The 19300-nt window shown below is 48.2% G+C and carries 20 protein-coding genes and 1 other annotated feature; all 20 genes read right to left on the bottom strand.

What is annotated here, in order from left to right:
* Positions 1–129: 129 nt before the first annotated feature.
* Positions 130–2907, bottom strand: coding sequence for an isoleucine--tRNA ligase (ileS, locus tag POF51_RS06550; protein WP_069849606.1), 2778 nt, complete (start codon positions 2905–2907; stop codon positions 130–132).
* A gap of 46 nt (positions 2908–2953) precedes the next feature.
* Positions 2954–3222, bottom strand: a binding site (T-box leader).
* A gap of 90 nt (positions 3223–3312) precedes the next feature.
* On the bottom strand, positions 3313–3804 hold the full coding sequence (locus POF51_RS06545) for a DivIVA domain-containing protein (protein ID WP_017249545.1): 492 nt from the start codon (positions 3802–3804) through the stop codon (positions 3313–3315).
* A 100-nt stretch (positions 3805–3904) separates the two neighbouring features.
* Positions 3905–4678 (bottom strand): YlmH family RNA-binding protein, encoded by a 774-nt coding sequence (locus tag POF51_RS06540; protein WP_069849608.1) that lies wholly within the window; start codon positions 4676–4678, stop codon positions 3905–3907.
* A 12-nt stretch (positions 4679–4690) separates the two neighbouring features.
* Positions 4691–4954, bottom strand: coding sequence for a YggT family protein (locus POF51_RS06535; protein WP_017249547.1), 264 nt, complete (start codon positions 4952–4954; stop codon positions 4691–4693).
* A 31-nt stretch (positions 4955–4985) separates the two neighbouring features.
* Complete coding sequence (locus POF51_RS06530; protein WP_017249548.1) at positions 4986–5411, bottom strand: cell division protein SepF; 426 nt, start codon at positions 5409–5411, stop codon at positions 4986–4988.
* 42 nt (positions 5412–5453) lie between these two features.
* Positions 5454–6152 carry a YggS family pyridoxal phosphate-dependent enzyme gene (locus tag POF51_RS06525; RefSeq protein WP_069849610.1) on the bottom strand — a complete coding sequence of 233 codons (699 nt, stop codon included), beginning with the start codon at positions 6150–6152 and terminating at the stop codon, positions 5454–5456.
* A gap of 20 nt (positions 6153–6172) precedes the next feature.
* Complete coding sequence (pgeF, locus tag POF51_RS06520; protein WP_069849612.1) at positions 6173–7003, bottom strand: peptidoglycan editing factor PgeF; 831 nt, start codon at positions 7001–7003, stop codon at positions 6173–6175.
* An 81-nt stretch (positions 7004–7084) separates the two neighbouring features.
* Complete coding sequence (locus POF51_RS06515) at positions 7085–7363, bottom strand: YlmC/YmxH family sporulation protein (protein ID WP_017249551.1); 279 nt, start codon at positions 7361–7363, stop codon at positions 7085–7087.
* A 160-nt stretch (positions 7364–7523) separates the two neighbouring features.
* Positions 7524–8303, bottom strand: a complete 780-nt coding sequence (sigG, locus tag POF51_RS06510; protein WP_007717728.1) for an RNA polymerase sporulation sigma factor SigG — start codon at positions 8301–8303, stop codon at positions 7524–7526.
* A 149-nt stretch (positions 8304–8452) separates the two neighbouring features.
* The gene (sigE, locus tag POF51_RS06505) at positions 8453–9175 is read right to left on the bottom strand and encodes an RNA polymerase sporulation sigma factor SigE (protein ID WP_007717727.1); all 723 of its coding nucleotides are present in this window, start codon (positions 9173–9175) and stop codon (positions 8453–8455) included.
* Positions 9176–9217: 42 nt separating this feature from the next.
* Positions 9218–10171, bottom strand: coding sequence for a sigma-E processing peptidase SpoIIGA (spoIIGA, locus tag POF51_RS06500; protein ID WP_271754521.1), 954 nt, complete (start codon positions 10169–10171; stop codon positions 9218–9220).
* Positions 10172–10407: 236 nt separating this feature from the next.
* Positions 10408–11556 carry a cell division protein FtsZ gene (gene ftsZ, locus POF51_RS06495; protein WP_015892088.1) on the bottom strand — a complete coding sequence of 383 codons (1149 nt, stop codon included), beginning with the start codon at positions 11554–11556 and terminating at the stop codon, positions 10408–10410.
* A gap of 126 nt (positions 11557–11682) precedes the next feature.
* On the bottom strand, positions 11683–12936 hold the full coding sequence (ftsA, locus tag POF51_RS06490) for a cell division protein FtsA (protein WP_015892089.1): 1254 nt from the start codon (positions 12934–12936) through the stop codon (positions 11683–11685).
* Positions 12937–13078: 142 nt separating this feature from the next.
* The gene (locus tag POF51_RS06485) at positions 13079–13426 is read right to left on the bottom strand and encodes a small basic family protein (protein ID WP_007717721.1); all 348 of its coding nucleotides are present in this window, start codon (positions 13424–13426) and stop codon (positions 13079–13081) included.
* Between the two features lie 2 nt (positions 13427–13428).
* On the bottom strand, positions 13429–14175 hold the full coding sequence (locus POF51_RS06480; RefSeq protein ID WP_069849616.1) for a DUF881 domain-containing protein: 747 nt from the start codon (positions 14173–14175) through the stop codon (positions 13429–13431).
* A 20-nt stretch (positions 14176–14195) separates the two neighbouring features.
* The gene (locus POF51_RS06475) at positions 14196–14906 is read right to left on the bottom strand and encodes a DUF881 domain-containing protein (protein ID WP_017249555.1); all 711 of its coding nucleotides are present in this window, start codon (positions 14904–14906) and stop codon (positions 14196–14198) included.
* Positions 14907–14928: 22 nt separating this feature from the next.
* The gene (locus POF51_RS06470; RefSeq protein WP_069849618.1) at positions 14929–15714 is read right to left on the bottom strand and encodes a cell division protein FtsQ/DivIB; all 786 of its coding nucleotides are present in this window, start codon (positions 15712–15714) and stop codon (positions 14929–14931) included.
* A 131-nt stretch (positions 15715–15845) separates the two neighbouring features.
* Entirely contained in the window at positions 15846–17102 is a 1257-nt protein-coding gene (murA, locus tag POF51_RS06465; RefSeq protein WP_017249557.1) for a UDP-N-acetylglucosamine 1-carboxyvinyltransferase, read from the bottom strand.
* A 15-nt stretch (positions 17103–17117) separates the two neighbouring features.
* Positions 17118–18023, bottom strand: a complete 906-nt coding sequence (gene murB / locus POF51_RS06460; RefSeq protein ID WP_017249558.1) for a UDP-N-acetylmuramate dehydrogenase — start codon at positions 18021–18023, stop codon at positions 17118–17120.
* A gap of 111 nt (positions 18024–18134) precedes the next feature.
* On the bottom strand, positions 18135–19229 hold the full coding sequence (gene murG, locus POF51_RS06455; RefSeq protein ID WP_271754512.1) for an undecaprenyldiphospho-muramoylpentapeptide beta-N-acetylglucosaminyltransferase: 1095 nt from the start codon (positions 19227–19229) through the stop codon (positions 18135–18137).
* Positions 19230–19300: the final 71 nt, after the last annotated feature.

Here is a 19300-nt window from a genome sequence, read left to right as displayed (position 1 = left end):
ACAAAACGGCCATGACCGTTTTGTTGGTCCGCATGCGCTCATATCCACCTTTATGAAAAATATCGAGATGTTTTTCACAGCAAAAAACCTGCCATCCCCAAAGGGAATGACAGGTTGATCGACCGATTTTTATTCTGCTACATGTGCGTAGTGTTGTTCTACGATATCCGCGCAACGTACGCAGAGTGACGCGTGCGACTCGCGAGTACCAACATCAGGTTTCACTACGCGGCAACGCTCGCATTTTCCACCGTCTGCTGCTGAGACCACAGCAGCAATGCCTTCGAGTTGTACTGCTTCTGCTGGAGCAGACCCGCTGTGTACATCCACGTGAGCCACGATGAACAGGTCAGCCAGATCGTCCATTGCTGCCAATGTTTTCGCAACTTCTTCCGTTTGTGGGTACAGAGCTAGCTTCGCATCAACGGAATTACCGAACACCTTGTTGCGGCGCGCTTCTTCCATGGCTTTGAGTACCTCGTCTCGGATCGCCAGGAACGCATCCCACTTGCTCTCTGCTTCTGCTGCAAAGCTGAGATGTTGTTCGTCGCCTTCTGGCATATCCGTCAACTGCACACTCTTCTCTTCCACGCCTGGAATGAACGCCCACACCTCATCAGCTGTATGCGGCAACAGTGGAGCAACCAGCTTCACCAGACTGAGCAAGCAATCGTACATCACTGTCTGTGCAGCGCGTCGTTTCAAACTATCTGGCGCTTCTACATACAAACGATCCTTGCAAATGTCCAGATAGAACGCGGACAAGTCAATGACGCAGAAGTTGTGCACCGCATGGAAAACGGTATGGAACTGATATTCATCATACGCTTTGCGCGTACGCTTCGCGACTTTTGCTGCTTTCGCCAGAACATAACGATCCAGCTCGCCCAGCTCTTCATATGCTACGCGGTCTGTTGCAGGATTGAATCCATCCAGGTTGCCCAACAGGAAGCGGAACGTATTGCGGATTTTGCGATATACCTCAGCGATCTGATTCAGAATCGCATCGGAAATGCGCACATCTGCCTGATAGTCAACAGAAGCTACCCACAGACGCAAGATATCTGCGCCCATCTTGTCAATAACTTGTTGAGGCACAATGACGTTACCGAGGGATTTGGACATTTTGCGTCCTTCTCCATCCAATGCAAAGCCGTGGCTCAAGACGGATTTGTAAGGAGCTGTGCCATACACGGCAACACCCGTCGAGAGAGAAGAGTTGAACCAGCCACGATACTGGTCAGAGCCTTCCAGATACATGTCAGCCGGCCAAGCAATGCCTCTTTCGCGCAAAACAGCCTGGTGGCTGGAACCGGAGTCGAACCAAACGTCCATAATATCCGTTTCTTTGCGGAATTCCTTGCAATCGCACTTGGTGCAAGAAAGCCCTTCTGGAACCAGCTCATTTGCTTCACGGGAGAACCATACTTTCGATCCTTCTTTGCGGAACAGATCAGCAACATGGGTGATCGTCGTGTCGTTAATGATCGGTTCGTTACACGATTTGCAATAGAAGATTGGAATCGGTACACCCCATACACGCTGACGGGAAATGCACCAGTCGCCACGATCCGCGATCATGTTTGCCAGACGAGTTTCTCCCCAATGAGGAATCCATTTTACATTTTTAATCGCTTCGAGCATTTGCTCACGGAATCCGTCGATAGACGCGAACCATTGCTCTGTCGCCCGATAGATAACCGGTTTTTTCGTACGCCAGTCATGTGGGTAGGAGTGCGTGAAGAAATTGAGCTTCAAGAGTGCTCCGGTTTCTTTCAGCTTTTCTGTAATCACTTTGTTGGCATCTTCGTAGAACAGACCTTCAAAGCCTGGAGCCTCATTGGTCATTTTACCTTCGTGATCCACTGGGCAAAGGACGCCCAAATTGTATTTTTGACCAATGTTAAAGTCATCTTCCCCGTGTCCTGGAGCAGTATGAACGCAACCAGTACCTGCATCTAAGGTTACATGCTCACCCAGGATGAGTGGAGACTTGCGATCGTAGAATGGATGCTGAGTTTCTACGCCTTCCAGTTCTTGACCTTTAAAGGTCGCGAGAATCTCTACGCCTTCCCAGCCAATTTCTTTGCTCGCGGCTTCAATCAGACCGTTGGCTACCAGGAATTTGCGGCCATCTACCTTCACTACGTTGTACTCGAGTTCAGGATGCAGGCTGATTGCAAGGTTTGCTGGCAATGTCCACGGAGTCGTTGTCCAGATAACAACGCCTGTTTCTGTGTCCAACTTGCCTTTTCCATCTGCTACCTGGAAGCTGACGTAAATAGAAGGAGAGCGCTTATCTTTGTATTCGATTTCTGCGTCAGCCAGAGCCGTCTCAGAAGACGGAGACCAGTACACGCAGCGCAGTCCTTTGTAAATATACCCCTTTTTCGCCATTTCGCCGAATACGCGAATTTGGTTGGCTTCATACTCAGGCAGGAGTGTCACATATGGGTTTTCCCAATCTCCGCGAACACCCAGACGCTTGAATTGGTCGCGTTGCTTGTCGATATAGGACCACGCATACTCTTCACAGCGCTGACGGAAATCGTTCACTTCGATGCTACGACGATCCAACCCTTGTGCATTGATGATCGCTTGCTCAATCGGCAAACCATGTGTATCCCAACCTGGGATGTACGGCGCATAAAATCCTGCCATGGATTTGTAGCGAACGATGAAGTCCTTGAGGATTTTGTTCAGTGCGTGACCGATATGGATATCTCCATTCGCATACGGAGGGCCATCATGCAAGACAAAAGACGGGCGGTCTTTTGTACGATCTAGCACTTGTTGATAAATATTTTGCTCTTCCCATACCGCTTGCATCTGTGGCTCGCGGCTTGGTAAATTTCCGCGCATGGGGAAATCTGTTTTTGGTAGCGCTAAGGTTTTGCTGTAATCCATGGCCTGATTCACTCCTTAAATAAATAAAAGCTTTCACTCATCCCCAAAAAGGGACGAGAGAAAGCTCCCGTGGTACCACCCTGATTGAACAAACCCGTACGACAAAAAAACCTGCATCGGATTCGTTCCACTTCACTCATTCGTAACGGGAATGACGCGCTCACTTACTCACCTGTTTAACCATCAAGGTTTTCTGGGCTTTCGGATATTGAACTCCCGGGTGATTTTCTGTGAAAGCAACTGGCCGGGTTTTCACCTTTTCCCGACTCTCTAGGCAGTGCTGGCTCACGTACTCTTCCCGTTCATCGTCTATGATTTGTATAAGCCTGTTCAACTACTATAAGTGCTTTATTTCGAAAAAGTTGTCTTTCATTATAATACCATCATTGCTCGAACGTCAATGATTTATTCAACTGTTACAGGAGAATCAACTTGTGGCTGTTCAATGTTATCCCAATCGCCATTCTCCAGCATTTCCAACTGTGCTTCCAAAAGCGTCCGAAAGCGCATTCGGTAAACCGAAGCACGTTTTTTTAATTCTTCGATTTCGATTGCGATTTTGCGCGACTTCGCCAATGCTTCATTGACGATTCGGTCTGCATTTTTCTCGGATTCCTTTAAGATGAGCTGCGCTTCCTTGCGGGCATTCGACTTCACGTCTTCCGCTGTCTCCTGCGCGACCAGAATCGACTTGCTCAAATTTTCTTCCAAGCTCTTATAGTAATCTACGCGCTCATTCAAAATGGCTACGCGCTCTTCCTGTTCTTTTTTCTCTTTTATCAAGAGCTCAAAATCTTTGATCACCTGATCGAGAAACTCGTTCACTTCGTCAATGTTATACCCACGAAAGCCTGTGCTGAATTCCTTATTGTGTATATCCAACGGCGTTAATGGCACATGAACCCCCCACTTTTCCCGATAATTCGTCTTCAATCATTTCGACAGGATTAGCTGTGTTTCCTGCCGTATTTTACAATTTTTTGCGCCTTGGTCCATCTTATGTAACCAGTCCGACAATCATGCGAAGTCTTCCGCTGCGTGTTGGACCTGCTACCTCAAGAACTTTGAACCGACCATAACCTGCAAGAGATACCATATCACCCATCTCGAGTTGATAAGATGGGTCTTCGATTACTTTCCAGTTGATTTTTACTTTTCCTGCTCGAATTGGCACCAGTGCTTTTGCGCGAGACATATTGTGTACTTCTCCGATGATCGCGTCAATTCGCGGTGATGGCACGGTGATCGTTTTCTCTACAAACTTGGGTGCTGGTGGTGTAAACGCCTCCCATGCTACCCGCTCAAATTGAACAGATGTCCGATGAATTTGCGTCACCTGCCCACAGACAAAATCAGCGACTTCCTCTGCTACAATCGCGTAGCTGCCAGCTGAATCTGTCAGCATATCTCCGAATTTCTCCCGCTTCATCCCGACGCCCAGCATCGCCCCCATCACATCTCGATGCTCCAGCACATGAAAGCGCTGATCAACCTTGATTGCCAATAAGGTAAGGCGATAATCCTCAAGCTCGACTGGGAGGTACTCCGGATGGATGATGATACGTACACGCTCGGCACCCTCGTAGCCTCCATAAGGAGAAACCTTTACATCGCTTACTTGTGAAGATAGACTCTGAAAAATCATCAACTGCCTAGGGTCTACAAAATCAGTAAGGCGCATGGCCTGCTTCCGCTCTACTTGCGTCAGCATTTCCAGCGCCCGTTCAACAAAGGGACGTTCTTCTTTTGAAAAATGGTCAAATATGCTCATCGTTTCACTCGCCTACAGAATTTGTCGCAAAATGGCGTATAGGCCAGATTGGGCAAAGTGCAGTGCCATCAATGCGACAATCGGGGAGATATCGATGAACCCGAGCGGTGGAATAAACCGGCGAAATGGTGCCAAATAAGGCTCAACCAGTCTTTCCAGTAACTGACCGATGCCTGTACCTCTCATTTGAGGAACCCAAGACATCAAAATGTAAGCAATAATCATGTATTGATATACCGTAAAGGCAAAATCTAAAATATCCACGACAACTTTCATTAGCTCACCCTTTTATATTCGTCTTAATTGGCTACTCTTCCAACACACTGGAAATCGTACCCTGAATATCTACATGGTCAGGCGTGCACACGAAGATCGTGTCTCCGACCTTTTGGATATCGCCGTTTAATGCGTAGACCGTCCCGCTCAAAAAGTCGATAATTCTCTTGGCTTGGTCTTTTTCCACGCGATGGAGGTTGACCACAACGGGTCTACGATGACGCAGGTTGTCTGCGATATCCTGTGCGTCACTGTAATGACGGGGTTCACAGAGAATCAAACGGATTCCCTCCTTTTCCCGTGCTTGAAACGGTACCACGTTATTAGCTCGACCCGTCGGCTGGCGTTTGTGCGAGGATTCTTGCTCTTCTCTTTCCTCTTCCACCGTTGTTGTCTCTTCGATGTATTCCTCGTTTTCTAACCCCAGAAACCCCATCAATTTATTCATAACACCCATACTCTTCCTCCTCTCTTACTCCGTGGTTTGGTCTGTTTTCCTTTACTCCGGCTTGACCAATACCGACCCCAACCGAATATATGTAGCTCCTTCTTCAATGGCCACTTCAAAATCACTAGACATGCCCATAGACAGCTCTTCCACCTGTGCGTGCGGGAACGCCATTTCGTTAATCCGTTGCTTCCACTCATAGAGGCCACGAAACACCTGTCTGGCTTCTTCTTGGGTTTCGACAACAGGCGCCATCGTCATTAATCCGACGATACTTATATGTTTCATATTACTGGTTTCGCGCAAAAAAGCCAATACGTCATTGGGACTAAGCCCAAATTTTGTCTCTTCGCCGGATATATTGATCTGCAAAAAGCATTTTACGACATGATCCAACGCTTCACCGCGTCGATTCAGCTCTTGTGCCAAAGAAAACCGATCCAGAGAATGGATGTACGGGAATCGTCCTACGACTTCTTTTGCCTTGTTTGTCTGGAGGTGCCCAATAAAATGCCAGATCCCTTTATCGCCGTGTAGCTGGTGCTTGGGCAAGGCATCCTGCACGCGATTTTCCCCGATATTCTCTACGCCTACAGCGAGCAAGTCCCCAATGGCATCTGCGTCGACATACTTGGTCACAGCAATAATTTTTACTTCCTCACGTTTGCGGTTCGCCCGATCGCAAGCAGCCTGAATTCTTGCTTCAATGGATTGCAGTCGTTCTTTTAACAGTTCTTGTTCCTTGGTCATAACGAACCCTTCCCTTTCTTCTACAGGTTTTCCTTCCAGCCGATATAGGAAGCCATGCGTCCGGTAGTTCCTTGTATCCCAGCTTCCTTGCGATGTGAGAAAAACAAGTCTGTTCTGCAGCTTGTACACCAATCCGTGGATAAAATATTCCCTGAAGAAATTCCTGCTTCGAGCAATATCTCTGTGTTCAGCTGACGAAGGTCCAGCATATACCGCTCTCCTGTCGAGGAGATTACTGCTTTTTCCCAATCGGCTGCACAAGTGCGTACTTGCGTCATGATTCGCTCATCAACTTCATAGCAACAGCCGCCAATGGATGGGCCAATTGCGACGCGGATACCCTCTGGCTTTGCTTGATAGTGCTTCGTCATTGCCTTCACCATTTCCTCGGCAATACGGCCCACTGTCCCCTTCCAGCCTGCGTGCGCAAGTCCGATTGCTCCCAATTGGGGATCTAGAAAATAGAGAGGAACGCAATCTGCATAAAACGAGGTCAGCATGACTCCTTTTTCAAGGGTAAACAATCCATCCGTTGCAGATATGACGTCCTCCAGACTTTCTTTTCCCGCACCGCCTGCTGTGACCTGGCATACCCGATTCCCGTGCACTTGGTCGGCGCATGTCCACGCTGTAAAAGACATCCCGACTTGTTCTGCTAGCTTGCGTCTATTGGCTACTACGTTCGCAGATTCATCACCCACATGCAACCCCATATTAAAAGACCCGTACGGTAGTTCACTTTCCCCGCCTGAGCGAATAGTAAACCCCGCCACTAAGCCAGGAAATTGTTGCTCCCACTCTGTTACCGATAAGATTGACTTATCCTCTACCCTGACAAATGGTTCTCTCATGTTGTCACCTTCCTCATATGGCTAATCATACCATAGCCGAAAAGAAAAGAAAGGCTATCCGTGCCTTTCTCCCTTTACGCATTAGTATTCTTCTCCACCTGAAGTTTTCACTTCAACTTTAAGTGCTTCTTCCATCCGAACAAGCACCACATCTTTCCCGATCTTCACAATATTGCGCCAGGGTATGACATAATCGTTCCCGGCAGAAAAGAAGCCGAGAAACTTGCCTGGTCCCGGTACGACGATAGCCTCTACACGACCGTGACGCAGATCGATCTCCAAATCTGAAATTTGCCCAAGCCGTTTCCCATCGAGAATATTTACCACTTCTTTGGTCTGGAAGTCAGAGATTTTTACCATTCTTCCTCACCTTCTTTTCTCCGTTACTTTCAGTATATGAGTCCACCGAGGAATATGTCCGCTTCTTTGCCAAAAAGTAAGGCGATTGAAAACTAACTTTTCCGCTCGTACAAAAAACCCGAACGGTACAAGACCGCCGGGTCACCTATTTGGTTTCTCCTTACGATTGAACGTGCTTTTGCATATGGGCAATTGCCGCTTTTTCTAATCGAGAGACCTGTGCCTGTGAGATACCGATTTCCTCTGCTACTTCCATTTGCGTTTTTCCTTCGTAAAAGCGCATGGATAATATCATTTTTTCTCGGTCACCTAGCCGCTGCATTCCCTCACGAAGCGCAATTTCTTCGACCCACGTGACATCTTTGTTCTTCTCGTCGCTAATCTGATCCATGACGTAAATCGGATCGCCGCCATCCTGATAAATCGGTTCAAACAAAGAAACCGGATCTTGGATCGCATCGAGTGCAAACACGACGTCTTCTTTGGCTACGTTCAATTCCTGAGAAATCTCGATAATGGTAGGCTCTCTCGAATGTTTGTTGGTCAGATTATCACGCACCTGCAAGGCCTTGTACGCGATGTCTCGCAAAGAACGGGAAACGCGAATCGGATTGTTGTCCCGTAAATAGCGTCGAATTTCTCCAATGATCATCGGTACGGCATACGTGGAAAACTTCACATTTTGTCCGAGATCAAAGTTGTCGATCGCTTTCATCAATCCGATGCAGCCCACTTGAAACAAGTCATCCACGAATTCTCCGCGATTGTTGAACCGTTGAATTACGCTAAGCACCAGTCGCAAATTGCCGTTGACCAGCTTCTCGCGGGCAGCCAGCTCCCCACTTTGCAGGCGCTCAAACAATTCCCGCATCTCTTTGTTTGTCAACACCGGAAGCTTGGAGGTATCTACCCCGCATATCTCTACCTTATTGCGCGTCACGTCTTTCCCTCCTCGAAGCAAGAAAAAAGTCCCTAACCCGGTTGTCTTGAAAGGCCGCGTAACTGACGCGTAGCCGACCAAGAAGGTGGCAAAAACCACCATCTGTTTCGGTTTAGGAACAGTATCCCCCCAAGCTGGGAAAATATGCGTTAGACCATCTTGTTGAATTCTTTTCGCAACCGTTTTATAATTCGCTTTTCCAAACGCGAAATATACGACTGTGAGATTCCTAACAAATCCGCTACATCCTTTTGTGTCTTTTCCTCTTCTCCTGCTAAGCCGAAGCGCAGCTCCATGATAATTCTCTCGCGGTCAGACAGCTTATCCAGTGCTTTTTTCAGAAGCTTTCGATCCACTTGGTCCTCGATGTTTTTATAGATCGTGTCATTCTCCGTACCCAAAACATCTGAGAGCAACAGCTCATTGCCATCCCAATCAATGTTAAGCGGTTCATCAAAAGATACCTCTGAACGAATTTTATTATTGCGGCGAAGATACATGAGGATTTCATTTTCGATACAACGAGAAGCATACGTTGCCAGCTTGATGTTCTTGTCTGGATCAAAGGTGTTCACAGCCTTGATCAAGCCGATAGTGCCAATGCTGACCAAGTCCTCAATATTAATTCCCGTATTCTCAAACTTGCGGGCGATGTATACGACCAGACGAAGATTGCGTTCAATGAGCATACCGCGAACAGCCGGATCACCAGACGGCAGTCGTCCGAGCAGCAGCTCCTCTTCTTCTCTGGTCAACGGTGGAGGCAATGCTTCACTCCCGCCAATATAATAGACTTCTTCGGCGCGTACACCAAGCCAGAGCAAGATTCGGTACCAGGTCAATTGGAGTTGTAGGCGAAGTTTTACATACATGATTAGCCCTCCTGTTTGAGAATAAAGGTTGTTTCTTCGTGATCAAAAGATGACTTTTTGAACATCCGCTTCATAGGTTTCCATCATGGCTGGGTGCACGATGGCCTGATACTTGCCGTCAGCGGCCAATGGGATCGGGTTAAGCCCGATTAACACCCGTTCTGTTTCAAAACGAATCCCGTCTTGCACGACCATGACATGGTCTGGTTTGATTGCGAGTAAAAAATCCATACCTCTTGACACGCTGCGATACGGGATCAAGCGTACCCGAGACTGCCATTCCAGCGGCAGATGGTCCCAAGATCCGTCCAGCTTCTCCCACACTCCACCGTTTTCATCGGCTTGTCGGAGAAGCGACGGCGGAAGCAAATGTGCGAACATGCGATTCTCTATAATCATGACGGGTATGCGTGTAATTGGCTCGTGGAGCTGGTTTCCAGTATCCACAAGTCCACGGCAAATGACTTTTTCCCCTGCCACCGTAACGACGACATCGACAAGAAAGGTTTCGATTCTTCGCGGCTCCTGAATCGCGCGGTAGCTCTTTTTCCCGAGAAAAAAGATCAGGATAAAACCGATCAGAACAATCCCCAAGGTTGGCTTGAAACCTACGCCAAACCCATCATTATGCGTGACAACCAGTCCATTTACAATTTCACTCTGCGGTGCCAAAAAATACTGTAGCCCAAGCACTCCCCCTCCGAACACAAATGCGACAAAGTAAAAAATGATTAAGTTTTGCGCAAAGGACAACAACCTCCTGTTCCCAAAAGCAATCCACAGCATGATGACAGAAAAGAGCAGTTTGACCCACCATTGATACATCGGAGAAAATACAGGAAAAAAGAAAAAGATCAGATACACGGAGCCAAACAGGGACGCAAGTATCATTCTCCACCACACCATGCGCTCTTTGCGAAAATAAGCAGTAAACCAGAGTAACAAGGTATCAATAGCCACATTCAGGAGTAGAATGATATCAAGATACACAACCACTTGCTTTCCTCCTCATCTTTTGACCGACTTGGCAGCAAGCATGTGTCCTAGCAAAAATGGTAAATAGTAGGACGACTTCTATCAGTAAAAGCAGTATATATCAATGTGTATGTAAAGTCTGTCAATTCTTGACGGTGTTTTTTTGGTTTTTTTGTCTAACATTTTTTCATCCAATCAACGAAAAAAAGCCTTGTCCCCACTGACGGGAACAAGGCTTTTGACAGTCGTTTATCGCTTTAGTTTTTGTTGCGGCGGCGATTGCGCAGGAATGCTGGAATATCCAGATTATCCAGGTTGCCCATGGAGAAGAAGGACTTGTCTTCCTCTTCTTCCTTCGCACGGCTGTTATTCGTATTGGAAACTGGTGTCGGACGATTGCCAGGCGTGTTGATCGGCTGTTGTTGACGACGTGGAGCTTCCGCCGCGCGTTGACTATGCTCGAAGCCTGTTGCAATTACGGTCACTACCAATTCATTTTTCAAATCCTCGTTAATTACCGCACCGAAAATCATGTTAACATCTGGGTCCGATGCAGAAGATACGATATCAGCTGCTTCGTTTACTTCGTACAAGCTCAGGTTCGTACCACCTGTGATGTTCATGAGAACACCGCGTGCACCATCAATCGCAGTTTCGAGCAGTGGGCTGGAAATAGCGCGACGAGCTGCTTCAGCCGCACGATTTTCGCCGCTACTTACACCGATACCCATGAGAGCAGAACCACGCTCAGTCATGATCGTCTTCACGTCAGCGAAGTCCAAGTTGATCAGTCCAGGTACCGCAATCAGGTCGGAAATACCTTGAACCCCTTGTCGCAGTACGTTGTCAACTTCGCGGAACGCTTCGAGCATTGGTGTATTTTTGTCAACGATTTCCAAAAGTCGGTCATTAGGAATCACGATCAGTGTGTCTACTTTTTCTTTCAGAGCAGCAATACCGATCTCACCGTGCTGGGAGCGTCTGCGACCCTCGAAGGAGAACGGACGGGTTACTACACCAACGGTAAGAGCACCCATTTCCTTAGCGATCTCTGCAACAACAGGTGCTGCACCTGTACCCGTACCACCACCCATACCGGCAGTTACGAATACCATGTCAGCTCCACGCAGAGCGTTTTCAATCAAATCACGGCTTTCTTCCGCTGCTTTTTTACCGATCTCAGGATTTGCACCCGCTCCAAGTCCACGTGTCAGCTTTTCCCCGATTTGCAGCTTGATATCTGCACTAGAGAGCTGAAGTGCTTGCGCGTCGGTGTTCAAGGTGATGAATTCTACACCCTTTACTCCACCTGCGATCATGCGGTTTACTGCGTTGCTACCTCCGCCCCCGCAACCAATGACTTTAATTCGTGCAAAAGATTCCAAGTCCATATCAAATTCCAGCATATTGCTAGTCCTCCCCAATTCAACATAAGAAAAACTCGTGGCTACAGAAGCCTGTCAACTAAACACAATGGAACGAAACGATCCCCGACTTCGTCATTGTAGTTAAGCTCGGTAAAGCGAACTCCCTTAAATAAATTCGCTAAACCAGTTTTTTACTTTTTCCATCAAACCGCCGCCTTCTTTTGGCTTAGACGAGACGGTTTGCTTCTGAGTGCCCTTGAATGAGGGGGTGACGCGAATGCTGCGGCGCTCCATCAACTGCAAGGCATATTGAATCAAACCTACCCCGGTGGTGTAGGCAGGATCTCGCACTCCGATGTAATCAGGAATCGCAATTCGAACAGGTGCGTCCAATTCTTCTTTTGCCAATTCCAACATGCCCGGCATGGCTACGGTACCACCCGTAAGAACATAGCCCCCTGCAATTTCGTCGCGGTAGCCCAATTTGTATACAGCATCCTCGACTAATTGGAATATTTCCGCAGCGCGCGGCTCGATAATATTGGCCAAATCCACTTGCGTAAATTGTTTTTCGACTTCGCTACCAATCCGGTTCACCTTGAACTTCACATCTTCAGATGCTTCGTCAATAAGGGCACAGCCGTTTTTGGTTTTCACACGATCTGCCACATCTGTATGCGTGCGTAGTCCCAGTGAAATATCGCTAGTAATGTGGTCGCCACCGATGCCGATCACGGTGGTCGCTGCCAGTTTCCCTTGTTCGAATACACCGATCGTGGTAGAACCCGCACCGATGTCGACAAGAACGACACCCATATTTTTGTCATCTTTGGATAGAGCAACAGTGCTAGCCGCAAGCGGTTGCAAGAATATTCCAGCTACACGCAGATTGGTTCGTTGAGCACAGCGAACGATGTTATGTACGACCGTTTTCAACCCGGTCACAATAGTCCCTTCCATTTCCAGTCGGACACCAATCATCCCACGAGGGTCCTTAATGCTCCCTTGTCCATCAACGATGTACTCCTTTGGGACTACCTCGATGATTTCACGGTCTGGAGGAATAGCCACAACCTTCGCTGCCTGAATTACGCGTTGAATATCTTCTTCTCGTATCTCACGGTCTTCGCTGGATACAGCGACAACCCCTTGGGTTTCATGCAGATCGATATGGTTTCCAGTGATCCCCACATACACTTCTTCGATTGAAACGCCAACCATGCGCTCCGCATGATCAACCGCTTCTCGGATGGCATGCACGGTTTGGTCGATGTCTACAATCACGCCCTTCTTGATGCCTTCTGAGTGTGATTGTCCGACGCCGATGATGTTGATGGAACCATTGTTGATCTCGCCGATCATGACGCGTACTTTGGATGTTCCAATGTCTAGGCTGACTATGAGTTCATTGCTTACCAAACCTGTGACACCTCCCCTGCTACGTCTTTTTTCTTGCTAAAATGAGAACACCTGCATAAATTATTCCACACAGGACAACCATTCCCTTTTTTTCTTATTGATTTTTTGTAAAAAAATGACCATCTTCCCATTTTCCTTCGCGTTATTCTTGCTGATTGATCCATTTGGATAGAACAATTCTCCTAATGACAGCGAGATTGTTGAACAAGCGGACGCCGAAAGCCACGATCGCAGCCAAATATAGATCAATCCCCAAGAACCCTCCGATGAAGGCCAAGCCTGCTGCAAAAAGTGTGTTGAAAAAGAATCCAGACATGAAAATACGAACGTTAAAAGTACGTTCTAAAAACGAACGAATCCCCCCAAAGATCGTATCCAATCCCGCCAGGAGGGCTATTGATAGATAGCTGCTATACTCCTGGGGCACACGCCAATCCAGCAGGAAGCCGACAACAAGACCGACAATCAGTCCGATAAGCGGGAGCCACATGGTTACGAATCTCCTTTTTCTTTCACAGGTTTCATAAATTGAATGACACGTGTTTCGTTATTCGCTGAAATCATCAGCTTGTCCCGTTTTTCTGCCAGCACCTTTTTATTCGCCAGTTGAAAGTTCTCCTCTACGCCCTCCAGCTTCAATGCGGACAACAATACTTCAGGTTCCCCCAATGCTTTTATCTCATACGGAGCCCTAATCGTCCTGGTATCGATTTGGATGACGTCTCCCACATTGCGGATTGCAGTGGTAGCAATCAGTCGATGGCCATTAATGGATACAGCTTGTGCTCCGTTTGCAAACAGGATATTTACCAACCAGCGCAAATCTTCATCGTCAATCGTATAGTCTCCTACAACAGGCACAGTCATATGTTCATCCATAGCTGGTTGTTCAGGCGTATGGGCATCGACAACATCAATAACGATGCCTTCTCCCTCCATCCCTACCATACCAGCCATTCGGCGAGTCCGTGCCAACTCCTCTTTCATAACGGAGATACTTTCATCTTCACTGAGTGAGGTTTCGTATTGGTAGTACAGCTGATTATACTTTGAAATGTCTGCGAGCAGGTTTTTGTGTTTCTCCAGTTCTTTTTGCAACGTGGTCCGAAGTTCCGCGATGCTGCGAGACTCTTTATGAACAGGATGAAGACTGCTTCGTAATTGCACAGTCAACATCACACCTATGATAGCACTAATAATGGCAAGAATAAATGTGATTTTACGGCTTTTTTGTAACATAGGTAAACGCATCCTTTTATTTAGGAGTGTTTCGTTTTCGCGTCACCAACAAAGGCAGGCAGCTCGACCCGCTCTTTTTTGGCTACGCTTATTTGGACAAAATCTTGCAAGGAGTGCAAAACACCACCCGGCAAGTTCAAAGCACTGTCTAGTGTATCGGGATTTCCAATCGCTGTTACGACAAACGGAGCGGCCGACTTGATGCCGTTTACGATAATCGTTGGTCCAATACAACGGATCTCGGAATTGCTCACCACTCGCTGTCCGTTAATGCTGATGGCCTCTGCTCCTGCTGCACGCAGTTCATTGACGACCAGGCGCACATCCTGCTCATGCACGATGTAGTTCGCGATGTCTGCGCTGTTCGCTGCATTCTGGCTATCCTGCATCGTTATGACAATACCCGGCCCTGCAACAGCGACTACCCCTGCCAGCATCCGCGCTGCATCCAGTTGACTGAGTGTCTCTGCAGCCTCCGATTTACGCTCTGCCATCGCTTCTTCCACTTTTCCCACCTGACGCTGCAAATCGAGCAGTTGATTTTCCAGATGCCGATTTTGCTCCTTCTCAGCCAAAATTCGGTCATTCAATTGCGTTTCCTGTTGGAACAGCTGATCATTCATCCGTTCTTTGCGCGTAAGCTTGTTCGTTTCGAAGGAAGTGGCCACTAGAAAGCCGGTAGATAACGTCACGATGGTTAAATACAAATGAAATTTGCGACGACGACTCATTGTCTACTTTCCCCTTTTTCATTTACTGCTGTGGTTGCTCTTGCCCTTCCTGTATAGGAATAGCCCCTTGAGCACCGTACGGAATAAACCACGGCTGCTCAAACAAAGAGAGCACCCCTTTTGTATTTGACGGCAATTCTTTCACGATCGTCGGGTACCAGTTCATCATCTTGTCGAGCTTGTAGATGACACTTCTTACTTCATTCCCGTCTCGCATGTACAGCGTGACGCGTTGCTTGTCGTAAACCGTTGGCGTCAGCGTAATATCCGAAATTTCCGCGAGTACATCTGGCGATAATTTCGATAGCGACTTCGCAAGATGGGGAAGGAGCTCAGGTGAAGCCCACGAGCTAATCAATGGCCTGTCCACTACGCGCTTGGCGAAATTAACCTGTTTGAGCACATAGCCATTGTCCAGTAAGGCATAACGGCTTCCGTCCTGCCCACTCCAAAAAGCGACGCGCTTTTGTTCGGTTATATGTAGCGTGATCAATCCAGGGAAAGAGCGGCTCACCGTCACATCTTTAATGGCCTCTAATGGTTTCATGTTAGTTCGTACACTGTTCTCCCATACGTTTAGAAACTGCATGTCCTTTTTTAAGCCAGATTGTGTAATGATTTGCTCCGTCGTATAAATATCATTACCAATCACTCGAATCTCTTGCACCTTACTGTAAGGGGAACGGATAAAAACGATGATGAGAATGGTAAGAAAAAATAGTACCAGTAGAATGACCAGCTTGCGGTTGCCCCTTCTTCTGGGGCGTTGTTGCTTAACTTGCGGAATGCGTTCCTCATATACCGCCATGGCCGTACCCTTCCTCATGTTTTTTAGGCTCATTGCCCAGAGCAAAGTAAATTACTGGATGTCTTTCGAATATATGTCATTAAACAAAACAGGGAAAGCGGCATAACATTATGCCGCCCACTCTCCCTCGGTTAAATCGATACGCGTGATATATCGGCTCCTAATTGAAGCAACTGCTCTTCCAGCCGATCGTATCCGCGATCGATATGATGGATCTGGTTCACCGTGGTAATACCTTCTGCAGCAAGCCCTGCGAGGACTAAGGCAGCACCTGCTCGAAGATCGGTAGCTTCGACATTCGTAGCGGTCAATTTGTTGACACCCCGAATGATTGCGGAGCCAAGATCTACGTATATAGAGGCGCCCATTCGCGCCAATTCATTCACATGTTTGAATCTTCCTTCAAAAATGGTCTCTTTGATGACACTCGTTCCCCTAGCCTGTGACAGAAACACCATCAGCTGCGCCTGCAAATCGGTTGGAAACCCTGGATATGGCGAGGTGATGATCCGGTCGTAGGCACGTGGACGGGAGGTGCTTTTGATTTCCATTATATCATGGCGGGTCTTGATTTCAACACCGCAGCTACGGGCGACCTCAATCAATGCCATCAATTGCTCAGGCAGTGTATTGGTCAATTCGATATGTCCCTGTGAAATACCGACAGCCAGCAGATAGGTTCCTGTCACAATCCTGTCCGGTATGATCCGGTAACTGACGGAACGCAAGCGAGGTACACCACTGATCTCAATCGTATCGGTGCCTGCCCCTCTGATCCGCGCCCCCATTGCATTCAGGAAATTTTGGAGGTCGATGATTTCCGGTTCTCGTGCTGCATTACAAATTCGGGTCGTGCCTTTTGCCAGCACAGCCGCCATCATGATATTTTCCGTCGCGCCCACACTAGGGAAGGAAAGAAAGATATTGGACCCACGCAATTGTTTGGCCCGAAATGTAATGTAGCCTTCCGATTCTTCGATCTTGGCTCCTAGCGCAGTCAATCCAGCCAAGTGTAAGTCAATCCTGCGCTCTCCAATGTCACATCCACCTGGCCTAGAAATCGTGACCTCACCCAGACGTGCCAGGAGTGGTCCCGCCAAAAAAATCGAAGATCGCATTTGGCTCATTAAATCATCCGGCACCTGCGGGACACAGACAGATGTTGTATCCAGATCGACACATCCGTCCTCATGCTTCGTATTCGCCCCAAGCAGCGTCAAGATTTCGAGCATGACTTTAATGTCTTTTAGATGGGGGACGTCATAGATATAGAATTGCCCTTCCGCGAGCACAGCAGCGGCAAGAATGGGAAGAGCAGCGTTCTTAGCACCTTGGATCCGAAGCGAACCGGACAGAGGTCTTCCGCCTTCGATCGCAAAAGTCTCCAAACTTTCACCTCCGTGTTACCCCTCGCCCACCACCAGGACTTCCGGATGCAGGTCAATCCCATTTTTCTCGAGAATGGTGCTCCGCACGTGATCAATCAAGGTGAGGACGTCGGCAGCCGTTGCACCTCCGCAATTCACGATGAAGTTGGAGTGTTTTTCTGAAACCTGAGCTCCTCCGACCCGATAGCCCTTCAGCCCAGCCGCCTCAATCAGGCGACCTGCGTGGTCATTTGGCGGATTTCGGAACACGCTGCCGGCACACGGCATCTGCAGTGGCTGCGTATTGCGCCGTCGTTCCTTATTGGCAGCGAGCGTGGCCGCAATCTCCTTGCGGTCGCCCTTCCTCAATTGAAAACGGGCTTCTAACACGATCCCTTTTTGCTTTTGCAAAAGAGACGTCCGATAACTAAAGCTCAGTTCCTCGTTACTCAACACTTTACTTTCGCCGTTGTCGAAAAGGATCTCGGCATCAATAAGAATACGTGAAAGATCAGATCCGTGTGCCCCCGCATTCATATAGACGGCGCCGCCTACCGTACCAGGAATCCCTCCTGCAAACTCCATACCTGTTAATCCCATCTTGCCTGTCTCCACCGCCAGGCGGATCATGGAATATCCGGCACCCACACACACCTCTTCGCCCCTGAACTCACAGTGGCTTAAACCCTCGGCCACTTTAAGCACGGCTCCACGTATCCCTCTGTCCCTCACCAGAAGGTTTGAGCCGCGCCCGATTACACTCCAAGGAATTTCATGACGATGGATGATCTGCAAGGCTTTTTGCAAGGATGCTTTATCCTTTGGTTGGATTAACAAATCAGCAGGACCCCCGATCCGCCACGTTGTATGATTAGCAAGGGGTTCATCGGTCCACACTTTTTCGATTCCTGCTTGCATGAGTTCATCTGCGATCTTTTTCATTTGTGAACCTCCTGATACGTTTGCTAGGTCGGACCTAGTCTTCTCACGTGTTTGCTCCATACTATGCGTTCGCCCAGATCGGCGTGACAATCGCCCATCCGATCATTTTTTTCATGTAATCGCCTCTAATTGACGGACAATCTCCGTCGCTGCTTGCGGCATCCCCAAGGAAAGAGCACTGTTTTTCATTTCTTCCCATTTCGCTGGATTGGCAAGGATATTTTCCAAGGAAAGTAGCAAGCTCTCTCCGGTAAGCTCCCGCTCTACGATAACATGAGCTGCCCCTGCGCGCTCCAATCCTCTTGCATTTTTCTCTTGATGGTTGTTCGTGACATACGGGGACGGAATCAAGATCGAAGGCACACCTAGTGCCGTTATTTCAGCCAAGGTAGATGCCCCTGCACGACCAACCAATACATGCGTCGCCGCCAAAACATCCGGCATATTATGGACGAAAGGAAGCACAGAAATGTTACTTGGAAGTGTTCCCAGTTCACGAAGCTGTGCCGAAATCGTTTCAAAATGAACGTCGCCTGTCACATATACAAAATGGGTATCGGCATATTTGCCCAACTGCGTAACAACTGAAAGCACCGCCTCATTTATTGCGCGCGCTCCCCTGCTACCGCCAAAGATCAGCACGATTTTTTTGTTGTTGTCCACGCCCAAAAAGCTACGACCCGCCTCTGCATTACCGTGCATAACTTCCGTTGCACGCGGATTTCCGGTCAGTACCGTTTTGGACGGGGGAAAATGGGCAAGCGATTCTTTGAACGAAACGGCCACCCGAGTTGCTGAACGAGAAAGAAACTTGTTGGTCAAGCCTGGCACTACGTTTTGCTCATGGATGAGAGTCGGAATCCCCAATCGCGAAGCTGCATATACGACTGGACCACATACGTAGCCACCCGTCCCAATTACGACATCCGGTTTGAATTCGCGCAACATTTTCTTCGCATCCCCAACTGCCCGGACGAATTTCCACAAGGTCTTCAGGTTGTCCAACGACAGCTTGCGTTTCAACCCGCTAATTTCCACGGATTGGAAAGGTATATTTGATCTCGGAACCAAACCTGCTTCCAAGCCTTTTTTACTACCAATATACAAAAAGGCAGCCTGCGGATTTTGGCGGGAAACTTCCCTCGCCACCGCAAGCGCCGGATAAATATGTCCACCTGTGCCACCGCCTGTTAAGACGACACGCATACGATCACACCCTTTTTTGAGAAGGAGTAGCAATAGACTGATTACTTGCTGATTGCGTACTCCCCGTTGAG

It is taken from the genome of Brevibacillus sp. AG (assembly GCF_028369215.1).
Taxonomy (GTDB): Bacteria; Bacillota; Bacilli; order Brevibacillales; family Brevibacillaceae; genus Brevibacillus; species Brevibacillus porteri.
This window is presented reverse-complemented; position numbering and strand designations above follow the sequence as displayed.